Source organism: Mesorhizobium opportunistum WSM2075 (assembly GCF_000176035.2).
GTDB lineage: Bacteria > Pseudomonadota > Alphaproteobacteria > Rhizobiales > Rhizobiaceae > Mesorhizobium > Mesorhizobium opportunistum.
On sequence record NC_015675.1, the window covers coordinates 3563818 to 3580710 of the forward strand.

At 62.7% G+C, this 16893-nt stretch carries 14 protein-coding genes; 11 read left to right on the forward strand and 3 right to left on the reverse strand.

From position 1 onward, the window contains the following. The first annotated feature begins 34 nt into the window (after positions 1-34). The 5 genes from MESOP_RS17110 (at position 35) to MESOP_RS17130 (ending at position 6706) form a co-directional block, all read left to right on the forward strand. Positions 35-1693, forward strand: a complete 1659-nt coding sequence (locus MESOP_RS17110; protein WP_013894590.1) for an ABC transporter substrate-binding protein — start codon at positions 35-37, stop codon at positions 1691-1693. Positions 1694-1843: 150 nt separating this feature from the next. Further along, positions 1844-2878 carry an ABC transporter permease gene (locus tag MESOP_RS17115; RefSeq protein WP_013894591.1) on the forward strand — a complete coding sequence of 345 codons (1035 nt, stop codon included), beginning with the start codon at positions 1844-1846 and terminating at the stop codon, positions 2876-2878. An 11-nt stretch (positions 2879-2889) separates the two neighbouring features. Beyond that, the gene (locus MESOP_RS17120) at positions 2890-4047 is read left to right on the forward strand and encodes an ABC transporter permease (protein ID WP_013894592.1); all 1158 of its coding nucleotides are present in this window, start codon (positions 2890-2892) and stop codon (positions 4045-4047) included. A 50-nt stretch (positions 4048-4097) separates the two neighbouring features. Beyond that, positions 4098-6302: a dipeptide ABC transporter ATP-binding protein gene (locus tag MESOP_RS17125; protein WP_013894593.1), complete on the forward strand. Its 2205-nt coding sequence runs from the start codon at positions 4098-4100 to the stop codon at positions 6300-6302. Positions 6303-6442: 140 nt separating this feature from the next. After that, positions 6443-6706 carry a ribbon-helix-helix domain-containing protein gene (locus MESOP_RS17130; RefSeq protein WP_013894594.1) on the forward strand — a complete coding sequence of 88 codons (264 nt, stop codon included), beginning with the start codon at positions 6443-6445 and terminating at the stop codon, positions 6704-6706. An 86-nt stretch (positions 6707-6792) separates the two neighbouring features. On the opposite strand, the gene MESOP_RS17135 is transcribed toward MESOP_RS17130, so the two are convergent. Then, a complete protein-coding gene (locus MESOP_RS17135) occupies positions 6793-7383 on the reverse strand; it encodes a transglycosylase SLT domain-containing protein (RefSeq protein ID WP_013894595.1) in 591 nt (196 codons plus the stop codon). A gap of 216 nt (positions 7384-7599) precedes the next feature. Between MESOP_RS17135 and MESOP_RS17140 the strand changes: the two genes are divergently transcribed. Further along, on the forward strand, positions 7600-9138 hold the full coding sequence (locus MESOP_RS17140; protein WP_013894596.1) for a trimethylamine methyltransferase family protein: 1539 nt from the start codon (positions 7600-7602) through the stop codon (positions 9136-9138). 93 nt (positions 9139-9231) lie between these two features. Further along, the gene (locus MESOP_RS17145; RefSeq protein ID WP_013894597.1) at positions 9232-11658 is read left to right on the forward strand and encodes a GcvT family protein; all 2427 of its coding nucleotides are present in this window, start codon (positions 9232-9234) and stop codon (positions 11656-11658) included. Between the two features lie 21 nt (positions 11659-11679). Here the strand turns inward: MESOP_RS17145 and MESOP_RS17150 are convergent, their stop codons facing one another. Further along, the gene (locus MESOP_RS17150; protein ID WP_013894598.1) at positions 11680-12072 is read right to left on the reverse strand and encodes a DoxX family protein; all 393 of its coding nucleotides are present in this window, start codon (positions 12070-12072) and stop codon (positions 11680-11682) included. Positions 12073-12271: 199 nt separating this feature from the next. Here MESOP_RS17150 and MESOP_RS17155 point away from each other — a divergent pair, with 199 nt between their 5' ends. After that, positions 12272-12760, forward strand: a complete 489-nt coding sequence (locus MESOP_RS17155; RefSeq protein ID WP_013894599.1) for a hypothetical protein — start codon at positions 12272-12274, stop codon at positions 12758-12760. A 122-nt stretch (positions 12761-12882) separates the two neighbouring features. Here MESOP_RS17155 and MESOP_RS17160 read toward each other — a convergent pair whose 3' ends face one another. Then, on the reverse strand, positions 12883-13659 hold the full coding sequence (locus tag MESOP_RS17160; RefSeq protein ID WP_013894600.1) for a VOC family protein: 777 nt from the start codon (positions 13657-13659) through the stop codon (positions 12883-12885). A 170-nt stretch (positions 13660-13829) separates the two neighbouring features. On the opposite strand from MESOP_RS17160, the gene MESOP_RS17165 reads away from it, so the two are divergent. The 3 genes from MESOP_RS17165 (at position 13830) to MESOP_RS17175 (ending at position 16893) form a co-directional block, all read left to right on the forward strand. Next, entirely contained in the window at positions 13830-14573 is a 744-nt protein-coding gene (locus MESOP_RS17165) for a gamma-glutamylcyclotransferase (RefSeq protein WP_013894601.1), read from the forward strand. Positions 14574-14689: 116 nt separating this feature from the next. Next, positions 14690-16045: an NAD(P)-dependent oxidoreductase gene (locus tag MESOP_RS17170; protein WP_013894602.1), complete on the forward strand. Its 1356-nt coding sequence runs from the start codon at positions 14690-14692 to the stop codon at positions 16043-16045. Positions 16046-16050: 5 nt separating this feature from the next. Continuing rightward, entirely contained in the window at positions 16051-16893 is an 843-nt protein-coding gene (locus MESOP_RS17175; RefSeq protein WP_013894603.1) for a class I SAM-dependent methyltransferase, read from the forward strand.

Here is a 16893-nt window from a genome sequence, read left to right on the forward strand (position 1 = left end):
TTAATCGGCGGAAAGCCAACAATGGGAGTTAGTCATGACAATCTATAAGAGTAATGGCGACAGCGTTCCGGATCACATCCTGGCCATGGCCAAGGAAGCCAAGGCAGGAACGGTGGATCGCCGCGAATTCCTGGCGCTTGCCAGCGTCTTCGGCGCGTCGACGGCCATGGCTTACGGCCTGCTCGGCCTTGCCGCTCCGACCCCGGCCAAGGCCGAGGACGTGCAGGGCAAGAAGGGCGGCGTGCTGAAAGTCGCCATGTCGGTCAAGGATCCCAAGGATCCGCGCACGGCCGACTGGTCGGAAATTTCCAACGCAGAACGCCAGGCGCTCGAGCCGCTGGTGAAATACACGAAGGAATACACCTTCGCGCCGTATCTGCTGGCGAGCTGGGACATCAATGACGACGCCACCGAATACACGCTGCATGTGCGGCCTGGTGTCGAATGGAACAACGGCGACAAGTTCACCGCCGACGACGTGATCTACAATTTCACCCGCTGGGCCGACAAGTCGGCGGAAGGCAACTCGATGCCGGGACGCCTTGGCAGCCTCGTCGATGACACGACCAAGAAGCTGCGCGAAGGTTCGGTCGTCAAGGTCGATGACATGACGGTCAAGCTCAAGCTGAACAAGCCCGATATCGCCATCATCCCGAACCTGTGCGATTATCCCGGCCTCGTCGTGCACAAGAGCTTCGACGAGAAGGGCGCGAACTTCAAGAACTGCCCGATCGGCACCGGCCCGTTCGAACTCGTTTCCTACGATGTCGGCCAGAAGGTCGTCTACAAGCGCCGCACGACCGGCAAGTGGTGGCAGGGCGAGGCCTTCCTCGACGGCGTCGAGTTCATCGACTACGGCACGGATCCGGCTGCTACGGTTTCGGCGTTCGAGTCGGGCGAAGTGCAGACCAACCATGAGACGACCGCCGACTACGTCAAGATTATCTCGGACGTCGGCGCGCCGGCTTCGGAAGTGGTGACCGCAGCGACCGTGGTCTCGCGCTTCAACGTCAATGCCAAGCCCTACGGCGACCAGAAGGTGCGTCAGGCGATGTGCCTGGCCGTCGACAATTCGGTGGTGCTCCAGCTCGGCTACGGCAATGCTGGCACGCCGGCAGAAAACCACCATGTCGCACCGATCCATCCGGAATATGTCGAACTGCCCAAGATCCCGCGCGACATCGCCAAGGCCAAGCAGATGCTGACCGAAGCCGGCGTGATCGATTTCGAGCACGAACTGATCAGCAATGACGAGGACTACCACAAGAACACCACGGACGCGATCGCGGCCCAGCTGCGCGAAGCCGGCATCAAGGTGAAGCGCACCGTGCTGCCGAGCTCGACCTTCTGGAACGACTGGACGAAATATCCGTTCTCGGAAACCAACTGGAACATGCGTCCGCTTGGCATCCAGGTCATCGCCATCGCCTACCGCTCGGGCGAAGCCTGGAACGAGACGGCCTATGCCAATCCGGACTTCGACAAGAAGGTCAACGAGGCGCTCGGGATCGCCGATGCGGAGAAGCGCAAGGTGGTGATGAAGGACATCGAGACGATGCTGCAGGAATCCGGCATCATCATCCAGCCTTACTGGCGCAAGCTCTACATCAACATCAAGCCCGAGGTGAAGAACCACTCGATGCACCCCACCTACGAGCACGACTTCGGCAAGGTCTGGCTCGATCAGGCGTAACCCACAGCTTGATGAATGCGAAGGGCGCACCGCCCCTCGCATTCGCGGGATCGCCGCCGTTGTATTGAATGCAGCGGCGGCGTGACGTCACAAGGTTTTCGAAACAGGGTTGACCATATCTGACCCCAACCCGGCCGGCAGGGGGGCACAATGTTCTCATTCATCATCAGACGCGTCGGTACGATTCTGCTCACGATGCTGTGCCTGACGCTGGTCGTCTTCTTTCTCGTCAATCTCGAACCCAATCTGAAGAAGCTGGCGATCAGCCAGACCGAAATGCACACATCGGCCGAGCAACTCGAAAGCTGGCTGGTCAATCATGGTTATCGCCAGAACTTCTTCGTCCGCTACGGCCAGTGGCTGGGCGTGCTGCCCAAGCAGCCGATCACGGACCCGGCGACCGGCAAGACGACGCAGCGTTTCTCCTTCTGCAACGACCCGGCCGTGCCGACATTCTCGGGCGTGATCGAGGGCGATTTCGGCTGCTCGACCAAGTTCAAGACCACGGTCGCGGCCAAGTTGTTTCCAGCGCTCGGGGCCACCGGCATCCTGATGTTCTGGGTCCTGGTCGTGATGGTGCCGGTCTCGCTGCTGATCGGGATTCTCGCCGGCATGCGCGAGGGTTCGCGCACCGATCGTGTGCTCTCGGTCGCCTCGATCGCCTCGACGGCAACGCCTGAATATGTGTCGGGCGTCATCTTCACCGTCATCTTCGCCTCGTGGCTCGGCTGGCTGAACGGTTCGGCGGCATCGGCGAGCCAGGGCATTACCTTCTACAATTTCACGCTGCCGGTGATCACACTGGCGATCTATGGCATCGGCTACATCGCGCGCATGACGCGCGCCTCCATGGTCGAGGTGATGACGCAGCAATATATCCGCACCGCCCGGCTCAAGGGCCTGTCGTTTGGCAACGTGGTGGTCAAGCATGCGCTGCGCAACGCGCTGATCGCGCCCTTCACCGTCATCATGCTGCAGTTTCCCTGGCTGCTCACCGGCGTCGTCATCGTCGAGGTGATGTTCCGCTACCAGGGCTTCGGCTACACGCTGGTCGAGGCCGCCGGCAACAACGACATCGACCTTTTGCTCGGCTGTTCGCTGGTCTCGGTGTTCATCGTCCTGATCACGCAGCTCATTTCCGATGTCGGCTACGCGTTCCTCAATCCGCGCATCCGGGTTCAGTAGGGAGAAGGCGCATGCAAGCTCAATATATCGGCGCCTCCACCATCATCCTCGAAGTGCTCTGGCGCTTCTGGCCGGTCTGGGTCGCGCTCGCCATCGTCATGGGTGCGAGCTTCCTCTACAAGAAGAAGCTGGCCCTTTACGGCCAGCTGTTCGACAGCGGCGTCGGCATCGCGGGTGTCTTCATCTGCCTGTTCTGGCTGTTCACCGCGATCTTCGCCTCGACCGTCTCGCCTTTCGATCCGCTCGGCCAGATCCCGATCATGAAGGACACGCTGCCCGGCGCCATCGAACCGCAGTCGGGGCTCGTCTATCTGTTCGGCGGCGACAAGCTGGCGCGCGACGTGTTTTCGCGCATGGTCTATGGCAGCCAGATCGTGCTGATCATCGCACCCGCGGCGACCGGTTTCGCGCTCATGGTCGGCATCACGCTCGGCCTGCCGGCCGGCTATTATGGTGGCAAGATCGATTCCATCCTGTCGTTCCTGGCCAACCTCGTGCTGGCTTTCCCAGTGATCCTGCTGTTCTACCTCCTGGTGACGCCAGGTATCATGGACACGCCGATCCCCTACGGTCTGGCAGGTGTCTTCTTCCTGTTTCCGATCATCTTCTTCAGCGTGCTGTTCTGGACACGCTACAAAAACCGGCCGGACCGGATCTACATCCTGCTCGGCCTGACGCTCATCATAGGCGGCTGGATCTATGTCGGCCTTGTCTTCGACCGGGACCCGCTGAAGATCGTCCACATCGATCCCAACCAGCTCAACATCTTCGTGGCTGTGGTGTTCGCCTCCAGTCCAGGCGTGTTCCGTATCGTGCGCGGCCTGGTGATGGACATCAAGACGCGCGACTATGTGGCGGCGGCGCAGACGCGCGGTGAATCGCCCTGGTACATCATGCTGTGGGAAATCCTGCCCAATGCGCGCGGACCACTGATCGTCGATGCCTGCCTGCGCATCGGCTACACCACGATCCTGCTCGGCACGCTGGGGTATTTTGGCCTCGGTCTTGCACCCGAGAGCCCGGACTGGGGCACGGCGATCAAGGATGCCAGCCGGCTGCTGCGCTCCTTTATCCACCCGGCGCTGCCGCCGACGATCGCGCTGATGAGCTTCGTGCTGGGGCTCAACCTGCTCGCCGATTCCCTGCGCGAGCAATCGATGAAGGATTGACGGTGGGATCCCAGATCCCACTTGGCTAAGAACTAGGATTGGAGCGACCCATGAACGAGGCAGTTCGAAATCCGGCTAATCCGACCAACGGGCCGATCATCGAGATCGAGAACCTGTCGATCTCCTTTTTCACCCGCAAGGGCGAGATACCGGCCGTCATGGATTTTTCCTGCACGGTCATGCCCGGCGAGGCGATGGGCATCGTCGGTGAATCCGGCTGCGGCAAGTCGACGGTGTCACTCGGCATCATGCGCGACCTTTCCAACATCGGGAAGATCGTCGGCGGCAAGATCAAGTTCCAGGGCAAGGACATGGGCGAGCTCTCCGATGAGGAGCTGCGCGCCATCCGCGGCAACAAGATCGCCATGATCTACCAGGAGCCGATGGCGAGCCTCAATCCGGCGATGAAGGTCGGCCAGCAGCTGATGGAAGTGCCGCTGATCCACGACAAGGTGTCGAAGGAAGAGGCCTATAAACGCGCGCTGGAAATGGTGCGCTCGGTCAAGCTTCCCGATCCCGAGCGCATGATGCGCTCCTATCCGCACCAGCTCTCGGGCGGCCAGCAGCAGCGCATCGTCATCGCCATGGCGCTGCTGTCGAAGCCGGCGCTGCTTTTGCTCGACGAGCCGACCACGGCGCTCGACGTGACGGTGGAAGCGGGCATCGTCGATCTGGTCAAGGGGCTGGGCGAGAAGTTCGGCACCTCGATGATCTTCGTGTCGCACAATCTTGGCCTGATCCTGGAAACCTGCGACCGCATCACTGTGATGTATTCGGGCGAGGCGGTTGAGACCGGCAAGATCAAGGATGTGTTCGACCGGATGCGCCATCCCTATACGCAAGGGCTGTTCCGCTCGATCCCGCTGCCGGGCGCGGACAAGAATTCGCGGCCGCTGATTTCGATCCCCGGGCAATTGCCGCTGCCGCATGAGCGGCCGAAGGGCTGCAATTTCGGCCCGCGCTGCCACCATTTCGTCGAGGGCGTCTGCAACGCGGCTGAAATCCCGATGGTCGAGGTCGCGGGCCACGAAGGCCATTTCTCGCGCTGCGTGCGCTTCAACGAGATCGACTGGGAAGCCCTGCCGCCCGGCGCCAAGAAGGTCAACGAGCGCGTCGTGCCCGGCGCGCCGGTGCTCAAGATCGAGGATCTCAGGAAATACTACAAGGTTGGCGGCAGCGAGGTGTTCGGCTCGAGCGAGGGCCGTGTCGTCAAGGCCAACGAGACGATCTCGTTCATGGCGCGCGAATCCGAAACCGTCGCCATCGTCGGCGAATCCGGCTGCGGAAAGTCGACACTGGCCAAGGTGCTGCTCGGGCTGGAGACAGCGAGTTCCGGCAGCGTGACGCTGGGCAACAAGGAAATCCAGTCGACCGGCATCGAGAGCCGCAGCGTCGACACCGTGTCGTCGATCCAGATGGTGTTCCAGAACCCCTTCGATACGCTGAACCCCAGCCATTCGGTCGGTTCGCAGATCATCCGCACGCTGGAAAAATTCAATGTCGGCAAGACGGTCGCCGACCGGCGCAAGCGCATGCTGGAACTGCTCGACCTGGTCAAGCTGCCGCGTGCCTTCGAGACGCGCAAGCCGCGCCAGCTTTCAGGCGGCCAGAAGCAGCGCATCGGCGTGGCGCGTGCCTTTGCCGGCGACGCCAAGGTGGTGGTGGCGGACGAGCCGGTGTCGGCGCTCGACGTATCGGTGCAGGCAGCTGTGACCGAACTCTTGATGGACATCCAGCGCAAGAACAAGACAACGATGCTGTTCATCAGCCACGATCTTTCCGTGGTGCGCTACATCGCCGACCGCGTCGTCGTCATGTATCTGGGCTATATTGTCGAGCAAGGTACGACCGACCAGATCTTCGCGCCGCCCTATCACCCCTATACCGAGGCGCTGCTGTCGGCGATCCCGATCGCCGACACAAGCGTGATCAAGAAGCACATCGTGCTCGAAGGCGACATCCCGTCGGCGATGAACCCGCCATCCGGCTGCCCGTTCCAGACACGCTGCGGGTACAAGAAGCTGGTGCCGGACAATCTGTGCGAGACCAAGGTACCGCCGGTCAAGAATCTGGGCGATGGCCATATGAGCCTGTGCTGGCTCTCCGACGAGGTGCTGGCGATGATGGAACCGGTGATCAAGTTCGACAAGGAGCATGCCGCCCACGAAGGCGTGCCGGACGACGCGCCGCATGGCGAGGGTCCAGGATTTGCCGGCACGCCGCCGAAGCGTCCGCGCGGCAAGAAGCCGAGCTGACCAGCACAGGGGCAATATCGCTTGCTGGTGCATTGCTCCGCAGCTTCGTCATATCTCATATTTGTCAAGGGACGACAGGCGACGTTCCCTTGATCTCCATCCAGTGCTTCGTGGTTTGACGTGCAGCAAGGAGACGTATTGTGAGAACGACGCTTGCAATCGATGACGATGTCCTCCTTGCCGCGAAGGCCATGGCGCGGCAGCAGGATCGCAGCATTGGCGAGGTCATTTCCGATCTGGCTCGCCAGTCACTGCGCAGGCCGCAGGCTGGCGGAGAACGCAACGGCATTCCGTTACTTTCAGCGCGACCCGACGACCCCCCGTTGGTCGATCTTGAAATGATCAATGCGCTTCGCGACGCGTTGCCGCGACTCTCCCTGCTCGATGTCGATGTCGACATGTAGGGAAGGCTCCCAGCCCTCCATCTGCGCAATATCGCTTTTCCGTAGCGGCAGCTGATTTCACTTGGCCGTGAAATGCCCCGGCAAAGTCAATTGCCGCATTGCTGCAACTGAACGGCGTAATCGCGGGCCATTTTCTCCGTGGCCCGGGCATAGCCCTGGACGCCGGCGTCGCCACGGTTGCCGCGGCCATAGGCGGTCCAGCCGAGATAATAGGCGAGGTAGAGATTGTAGGTGTCGTTGCGGGCGACGCCGAATGTATCGGCGGTCTTGGAATGGTACCAGCCGACGAAATCGACGGCGTCGGCGAATTTCGTCCGCCGTGCCGCCCAGTTGCCGGTTTCGCTCTGATATTGCGACCAGGTGCCGTCCAGCGCCTGCGAGAAGCCGGTGGCGGACGAGACGTGCTTCCACGGGATGAAGCCGAGCAGCTTGGTGCGCGGCGGCCGGGCGTTGCTCTTGAAGCCGGATTCCTTGCGCACCGTCGCCATCAGCACGGGCACGGGTACGCCGTATTTCTGCTGCGTGCGCTCGGCCGCCGACTGCCAATTGTCGAACCAGCCGTCATTCTGGTCGAAGACGGCGCAGACATTGTTGATGTGGCTGGGCGCCGTCGCGCAGGCCGAAAGTGCCAGCAGCACGCCAATCGCTACAATTTTACTAAAACTCGACCTACACATCGGCAGACCAATAGGCCGAAATCATAAAGGGAATCTTGCTGCCCGCGTTAACCGCTCGCCGGCGCGAGCGCTTCAGAAAATGCCATATTGAAAATCCGACTTGTTCTGTCGCTTTTTCTAGATTCCTACTGCGGAAATGCCGCCTTGGCTAAAATCACGCCCGCAAACGGCGTATTTCTGACAGCTTGGCCGGTTTGCCGAGGCTTTGATGCCGGCATGAACGAACCAAGACGCAAACGCGGCGCCGAGCGCACCAGCAACCGGGGGCCGGCGCCCATTCCACAGTTGCCGCTCAGGCGTGTCGTCAATCCCTATCCGCCGATGGCCTTGCTGTCTCCAGACCAGATCGAGGCGATCCACCAAGCCTCGATGCACATACTGGAGAATTTCGGCATCGAGGTGATGAGCCCGCGGGCGCTGGCGCTGTTCGAGAAGGCGGGCGCCAGGGTCGACCACGCCTCGGCCAATGTCCGCATCGATCGCGGCATGGTCGATGAGGCGCTGAAGACGACGCGGTCCAACTACACACTGACACCGCGCAATCCTGCCAACACCATCCATCTTGGCGGCAACACCATCAATTTCACACTCGTCGCGGGGCCGCCCAATGTGCATGACATGGAGCGTGGCCGCCGGGCGGGCAATCTTCGCGACTATGCGGATCTCACGCGGCTGGCGCAGCATTTCAACTGTGTCCACATGCTCGGCAACCAGGTCTGCGCGCCGGTCGATCTGCCGGCGAATTCGCGTCATCTCGACACTTATTTCACCAATCTGACGCTGACCGACAAGAGTTTTCATGTCTCGGCGATCGGCCGGGGCAGGGCGCTGGACGGCATCGAGATGATGGCGATCGCGCGCGGGCTGACGCTGGACCAGATGGCTGACGACCCGGGCATCGCCACCATCATCTCGGTCAACTCGCCGCGGCGCTTCGACGAGATGATGGCCGAGGGGCTGATGACGATGGCCGAGTTCGGCCAGTCGGTGGCGGTGACGCCGTTCACGCTGATGGGGGCGATGAGCCCGGTGACGCTGGCCGGCGCGCTGGCGCAGCAGAATGCCGAGGCGCTGTTCGGTGTCGCCCTGACGCAGCTCGTGCGTCCCGGCGCGCCGGTCATGTATGGTGCCTTTACTTCCAATGTCGACATGAAGTCGGGTGCGCCGGCCTTCGGCACGCCGGAGAATACCAAGGCCAACATCGCCTCGGGACAGTTGGCGCGGCGCTATGGGCTGCCCTACCGCACCACACCGGGCTCAGCCTCCAACGCCGCCGACGCGCAAGGCGCCTACGAGACGCTGATGGCGCTGTGGGGCGCGGTGCTCGGCCACGGCAATCTCGTCTACCACGCCGCTGGCTGGCAGGAGGGCGGGCTGACGGCGTCGTTCGAAAAGTTCATCATCGATATCGAGATGATCCAGCACATGATGGAGTTCCTGCGCCCGATCGTGGTCGACGAGGCCGAGCTTGCCATCGAGGCGCTGGGCGCGGTGCCGACCGGCGGCCATTTCTTCGGCGAGCCGCACACGCTGGAGCGCTATGCGACGGCCTTCTACCAGCCGATGCTGTCCAACTGGCAGAATTTTGAAGCCTGGCAGGAGGCCGGCGGGCTCGACGCCACCGCGCGCGCCACGCGGCTGTGGAAGAAGGCGCTGGAGGATTATGTCGAGCCGGCGATGGATATCGCCGTGCGCGAGGCGCTGGAGGCCTATGTGGCCAGGCGCAAGGAAGCGATCGGGCAGGGCGAGCCGTGATAGTCACAGGTTTGCGTGCGTGGACCCCCGCTTGGCTCCTCCCGTCTTGATTCATTTCACCCATCCAACTCGTTGATAACAGAGAAGAAATCCATGAAATCGCATGCAAAGGTCGTGGTCATTGGCGGTGGCGTCGTCGGCTGCTCGGTGTTGTTCCATCTGGCCCGCCACGGCTGGACCGATGTCGTGCTGCTTGAGCGCGACGAACTGACTTCGGGCTCGACCTGGCATGCGGCGGGCGGCATGCACACCATCAATGGCGATCCCAACGTCGCCAAGCTGCAGAAATACACGATCAACCTCTACAAGGAGATCGAGGAACTTTCCGGCCAGGCGACCGGCGTGCACCTGACCGGCGGTGTGCTTCTGGCGGCGACCGAGGCGCGGCTCGACTGGCTGCGCGGCGTCGTTGCCAAGGGTCGCTATCTCGGCATCGATCTCGAGGAGATCTCGCCGAAAGAGGCGGCCGAACTGATGCCGCTGCTCGACCCCAAGCAGTTCGTCGGCGCCGTCCGCAACAAGGAGGACGGCCATCTCGACCCCTCGGGCGTCACCCATGCCTATGCCAAGGCCGCGCGCAAGCTCGGCGCCGAGGTCGAGCGCTTCACCAAGGTCGAGGACATCGTGCGGCGGCCCGACGGGATGTGGCGCGTCATCACCAACAAGGGCGAGGTGGTGACCGAGCATGTCGTCAATGCCGGTGGCCTGTGGGCGCGCGAGGTTGGCCGCATGGTTGGGCTGGAGCTGCCGGTGCTGGCCATGGAGCACATGTACCTGATCACCGAGGACATGCCGGAGGTCGCCGCATGGAACCAGAAAACCGGCACGGAAATCATCCATGCAGTGGACTTCGACGGCGAGCTCTATCTGCGCCAGGAGCGCGGCGGCATGCTGATGGGCACCTACGAGAAGGCCAACAAGCCATGGTCCGAACACCAGACGCCGTGGAACTTCGGCCACGAGCTGTTGGAACCGGATATCGATCGCATCGCGCCGTCGCTGGAAGTCGGCTTCCGGCATTTCCCGGCCTTCCAGAACACTGGCATCAAGCAGATCATCAACGGCCCCTTCACCTTCGCGCCGGACGGCAACCCGCTGGTCGGGCCGGTGCGCGGCCTGCCGGGTTTCTGGGTCGCCTGCGGTGTCATGGCCGGCTTCTCACAGGGTGGCGGCGTCGGCCTGGCGCTGTCGAACTGGATGATCGAGGGCGACCCCGGCGCCGATATCTGGGCGATGGATGTCGCGCGCTACGGCGACTGGGCGGCGATGGCCTACACCAACGCCAAGGTGCGCGAAAATTATTCCAGGCGCTTCTCGATCCGCTTTCCCAATGAGGAATTGCCGGCCGGGCGGCCGCTGAAGACGACGCCGGTCTACGACCTTCTGTCGGCCAAGGGCGCGCAGTTTGGCGCCGCCTACGGGCTGGAGGTGCCGCTGTGGTATGCGCCTGAAGGCGTCAAGGACGAGTTCTCCTGGCGGCGTTCCAGCGATTTTACCCATGTTGCCGGCGAAGTCGCCGCGGTTCGCGACGGCGTTGGCCTGTCGGAGATTTCGAGCTTCGCCAAATACACGGTGACTGGCGAGGGGGCGGCCGCATGGCTCGACCGCATGCTTGCCTGCAAACTGCCTAAACCCAGCCGCATGACGCTGGCGCCGATGCTGAAGGAAGACGGCAGGCTGATCGGCGATTTCACGCTGGCCAATCTCGGTTCCGAAGGCTGGTTCCTCGCCGGCTCCGGCATTGCAGAGCAGTATCACATGCGCTGGTTCGAGGCGCATCTGCCCGGCGATGGTTCGGTTCGCATCGAGGCGCAGGGAGCGAAACTCACCGGCCTTGCGATCGCCGGGCCGAAGGCGAGGGATGTGCTGGCCAAGGTCAGCCGCGCCGACGTGTCCAACACCGCGTTTCCCTTCATGGCCGTCGCAAAAATGGATATCGGCATGGCGCCGTGCCTGGTCGGCCGCGTCAGCTACACCGGCGATCTCGGCTACGAGATCTGGGTGGCGCCGGAATACCAGCGTGCCGCGTTCAACGCGTTGATGGCGGCCGGCGAGGAATTCGGTATCGGCCTGTTCGGCTCGCGGGCGCTGAACGCCCTGCGGCTGGAGAAGAATTACGGCTCATGGGGGCGCGAATACCGGCCGATCTACGGACCGCTGGAAGCCGGGCTCGACCGCTTCGTCGCCTACGGCAAGGAGGCGGACTTCATCGGCAAGGCGGCGGCGCTGGCCGAGCGCAAGCAAGGCGGCAAGTTGCGGCTGCGCGCCTTCATCGTCGATGCCGACGACGCCGATGTCATCGGCGACGAGCCGATCTGGTTCGGCGGTGCCGTGCGCGGCTGGGTGACATCGGGCGGCTATGCGCATCACTCGAAAAAGTCGGTCGCCGTCGGCTATGTGCCGAAGGAGATCGCCGAGGAGAGTGACGGCTTCGAGATCGAGCTGTTGGGCAAGCGCCACGCTGCGCGCATGCAGGCCACGCCGCTGTTCGATGCGAATTTCGAGCGGATGCGGGGGTGAAGTCCACCCCCTTGTCGCGCATCAAGCGTTGCGGCGGTTGTCCAACGCGAACGCGCCGGGGCCGGCAAAGAACAGATAAAGGAAGATGAAGCAGAAAGAGATCGCCGCATCGCCGCCATTGTTGACCGGGAAGAAATCGCGCGGCATGTGCGCCATGAAATAGGCGATCGCCATTTCGCCGGCCAGGAGGAAGGCAACGGGCCGAGTGAACAGGCCGAGTGCCAGCAGGATGCCGCCGGCGAATTCGAGGATGGCGGCGGTCGTGGTCAGCCCGGAGAGGGCGTGGGGGTCGGCGCTGACTGGGAAGTTGAACAGTTTCTGGCTGCCATGCTCGATGAACTGCAGGGCGGTCATGATGCGCAACACGCCGAGCGCCTGCGGCTGGTATCTGGAGAGGCTTTCGAAAAGCTTCATGATGACTCCATTTTTCAGTCCGCCCGGCCATAGATTATCAGCCGGCGATGAACCATTCACTTCCCATGGCACGCCATCAACAATGGGTGACTGGTAATGTTCCCCAGTTTGGTCCTTCATATTGTTCCCGCAAGGGTTGCATTCCTATCGTCATGGTTGTATTAGCATGAACAGTCTAAAAATGAGGGTTCCCTTTGCCATGAAAAAAGTCGTCGTCAGCCTCTTCGCTCTCCTCGCAGGAACCAGCTTCGCCATGGCCGAGGACGCCGGCTGCGAGGCTTTCAAATGGCCGGTGACGCGGGAACAGGCGCTGTTTGCCGCGCCGCCTGCAACACCCTCAGGCGCGCCCCTGGCGGTTGGCGCCGCGGCGGACCTGGCGCTGGTGCCGGTCGACAAGGCCGGCTTTGCGCTGCCGCCCGAACGTGCCCCGGCACAGGGCACGTTCGGCGCTGTCGCCAGCGTGGAGGTGCCGCCGGACGGGGTCATACAGATAAGTCTGTCGGGCGAGGCCTGGGTCGATGTCATTCAGGACGGCCACGCCATCAAGTCGGCTGGCTATAGCGGGGTGAAAACCTGCCCCGCCATCCGCAAGAGCGTGCGCTTCAAGCTTACGCCCGGCCCGGCCACCGTGCAGTTCAGCGGCGCGAAGAAGGCTGAGCTGAAGGTCGCGGTTCTGACGCCGGAGTAGCCTTACGAAACTTCGTTCAAAAATAGCAGGAGTCTGCGGGACGTGCCCCCTCTGTCCTGCTGGACAGAGGGGGCAACAACGGTGCTAGCCTTCAGAAGTTGGCAAGCTTCCGTGTGCAGCGCTTACCGCACCGGCGCCATCAGTGCGAAATGCGCGCCTTGCGGATCCTGGCATTGCACGATCCAGCTGCCGCCGGGGACCTCCATCGGCCCCATCAGGAGCTTGCCGCCGTTGTCGGTGACGCGTTTGGCCGCCGCGTCGATGCCGGTGACGTTGAAATAGAACTGCCAGACCGGCACCGGGATCTGCTGCGGCTTGTTCATGATACCGCCGCCGGATTCGGAGCCGGCCGTGAAGGTCTGGTAGGTGCCCATCGGACCCATGTCGAAGTCGCCGGCATTGGCCCAGCCGAACTGGTCGGAATAGAAATCGAACGCGGCCTTCCAGTCGCTGGTGTAGAGCTCGTGCCAGCCGATATGGCCCGGCGTGCTGGCCGGCACGACAGGCTGGTCGGGGCCGTTCGGCTGCAAGAACATGAAGGTCGCGCCCTGCGGATCGGCAACGACGGCAAAGCGGCCAACGCCTGGAATGTCGGCGGGCTGGCGATGAACGGAGCCGCCCGCTTTCTCCAGCGATGCCGTGGAGGCATCGACATCCTTGGTATGGATATAGCCGAGCCAGGCCGGCGGCATGCCCATCTTGGCCGCATCCTCGGGCAGCGTCATCAGGCCGCCGACGCCACGCTCGCCGACATTCATGACGATGTAGCGCGGCATGCCGGGAGCCACGTCGAAGGGCTGCGCCGTCCAGCCGACAACCTTGGTGTAGAAGGCCTCGGCTGCATCGAGGTCTGATGTCATCAACTCGTACCAGAAGAAGGGCATCGGGGATTTGGGCATTTTGGGTCTCCTCACCTTTGCATCGATCGTCGTCCGATCCATCCTAGGACGATCTTCACGACGGAAATCCGACACCCGCCCGAACAACAATGTCTTTAGATGCCAGGCGTTCCCCCGTTGCGCATCCGGCGGTTTTCGATTTCTCTGCGGTGACGAGGGAGTTGTCGTCCATGCGCCTTATGTCGCTTACGCCCGAGCTTGTCGCGCTGTGCCATCGGGAAGAGGCCGATCCGGGTCCCGATCCGAGCTGGACCGAGATGAACGACGGTGACTTCCGGACCCTTGCCTTGCGGCTCTCCGACGAGGCGGACGAGGGACCGCTGTGGGTGTTCGCCTATGGGTCGCTGATCTGGAAACCGGAATTCGAATCCGTCGAACAACGGCTCGCCACGGCCTATGGCTGGCACCGCTCGTTCTGTCTCGACATGGTGCGTTGGCGCGGCAGCGCCGCGCAACCGGGATTGATGATGGCGCTCGAACGGGGCGGACGCTGCAACGGCGTGATCTGCCGCTTGCCGGAAGGCGAGAAACCGGCTCAGATCGAAAGACTGCTGCGGCGCGAGATCAATGATCATGAGAGTGTCAGCTCTGTCAGGTGGCTGCCCGTGCATACGGCGCAAGGTGCGCTGCGGGCGCTCGGCTTCTGGGTCGGCGTGAAGGGCAGGGGTACGTCGCTGGGCCAGCCGCTGGACAGGGTGGCAAGCGTGCTGGCCAGGGCCTGCGGGCATATCGGCTCCGGGGCCGAATATCTCTACAATACCGTCAGCCATCTCGAAGCGTTCGGCATTCATGACCGCAATCTGTGGCGATTGCAGAAACTGGTCGCGGACGAGATCCGGACCATCCATGCTCGGGCTCTCGATCCAGTTCACTCGGCCATCCCGCAAGAGCAATTGCTCAAAGTCATAACATGAGTAAAGTAATCATATTACTACCCAGTCTTTTCAGTGTCTTGCGCCGAAAATTGACCAATTGATAAAAAAATAAAACGTGCTAGCCTTCCCCAAAACGAAAATATGGGGAACTGACGATGCCAGAAGGCCAGTTCAAAGAGGGTATTGCCGGCGGCCGGCTTCAGGCCGACCAGTATGCGGACAATTTTTCCGACCTGCATCCACCGCTCGATCACCACGAGGCGCTGGTCGAATCCGACCGCTGCTATTTCTGCTACGACGCGCCGTGCATGAACGCGTGTCCGACCTCGATCGACATCCCGCTGTTCATCCGTCAGATATCGACCGGCAATCCGATCGGCTCGGCCAAGACCATCTTCGATCAGAACATTTTGGGCGGCATGTGCGCCCGCGTCTGCCCGACCGAGACGCTGTGCGAAGAGGTCTGCGTGCGCGAGGTGGCGGAAGGCAAGCCGGTGCAGATCGGCCGCCTGCAGCGCTACGCCACCGATGTCGCGATGGCCGAGAACAAGCAGTTCTATCCGCGCCCCACGCCGACGGGCAAGACGATCGCCGTGGTCGGCGCCGGGCCTGCTGGCCTCGCCGCCGCGCACCGGCTCGCCCGTCACGGCCATGACGTGACCATCCTGGAGGCGCGGCCGAAGGCCGGCGGCCTCAACGAATACGGCATCGCCGCCTACAAGAGCGTCGACAATTTCGCCCAGGCCGAGGTCGACTATGTCACTTCGATCGGCGGCATCGACATCCAGAATGGCAAGGCGCTCGGCCGCGACTATCAGCTCTCCGACCTGATCCGCAACTACGACGCCGTGTTCCTCGGCATGGGGTTGGGCGGCGTCAATGCGCTGCGCGCCGATGGCGAGGATGCCGACGGCGTCACCAATGCGGTGGAATTCATCTCCGAACTGCGCCAGGCCAGCGATCTCTCGAGCCTGCCGGTCGGCCGGCGCGTGGTCGTCATCGGCGGCGGCATGACGGCGATCGATGCCGCCGTGCAGTCGAAGCTGCTCGGCGCCGAGGAGGTGACGATCTGCTACCGGCGCGGCCAGGAGCACATGAATGCCTCCGAGTTCGAGCAGGATCTGGCCGCCGCCAACGGCGTCACCATCCGCCACTGGCTGCAGCCGAAGCGGGTGGTTGCCGAGGCGGGCAAGGTCAGTGCCATCGAACTCGAATACACGGCCATGAACGGCGACAGGCTTGCCGGCACCGGCGAGACGCTGACGCTCGTTGCCGACCAGGTATTCAAGGCGATCGGCCAGAGCTTTGTCCCGACCGCTCTCAACGGCAGCGGTGCATCGATCGAGCTCGAAGCCGGCCGCATCAAGGTCGATGCGGAAGGGCGGACCTCGCTGGCCAAGGTCTGGGCCGGCGGCGACTGCATTTTTGGCGGCGACGACCTGACTGTCTCAGCCGTGGCGCAAGGCCGCGATGCGGCGGAAAGCATCAACAGGAGCCTGACGCAGGGATAGGGATCATGGCCACGGTGGAACCGGGCATCGCCCGTCACTACGAGATATCAGGCCTGGAGCAGCGGATCCTTGCCGGCCTCGCCGATATAGGCGTGGACGTTGCCCATCTGAGGGTCAGCGATCTCGAAGCGGTCGACGAATTCCACATTGGTGGTGTGGCAGCCACCAGGGAACTCGTCGATCAGATGGGTTTGAAGCCGGCTGGCAGGCTGCTTGACATCGGATCGGGTATAGGTGGTCCGGCCCGCTTTGTCGCCAACAGTGCCGACGCCGATGTCACCGGCATCGACCTGACGCAGAGCTATGTCGACGTCGCGACCAGCCTGTCGAAGCGCACGGGAATGGCGGACAGGACGCACTTCGTCCAGGGCAGCGCATTGGACATGCCGTTCGGCAACGCCAGCTTCGATGCGGCAATGATCCTGCATGTCGGCATGAACCTTCCCGACAAGGCGAAGCTGATGAGCGAGGCCGCGCGCGTGCTGCGGCCGGGCGGTGTCTTTGCCGTCTACGATGTAATGCGGCTCAAGGCCGGCGCGCTGACCTTTCCGCTGCCATGGGCATCGGACGAAACCATGTCCTTTGTCGCCACGCCGGACGACTATCGATCGGCCGCCACCGCCGCGGGTTTCTCGGTGACGACGGAACGGCCACGCGGCGCCTTTGCCGTCGAATTCTTTGCCACGATGCGCGCACGGGTGGCTGCCGCCCAGGCTGACGGCAGAAAGCCGCCGCCTGGCGTTGGCCTGATCATGGGCGGGGATGCCCGCACCAAGATCTCCAATATCACCGCCGCGCTTGAAGGCGGCATTCTTGCACCCGTGGAAATGCTCCTTCGTCTCGGTTGA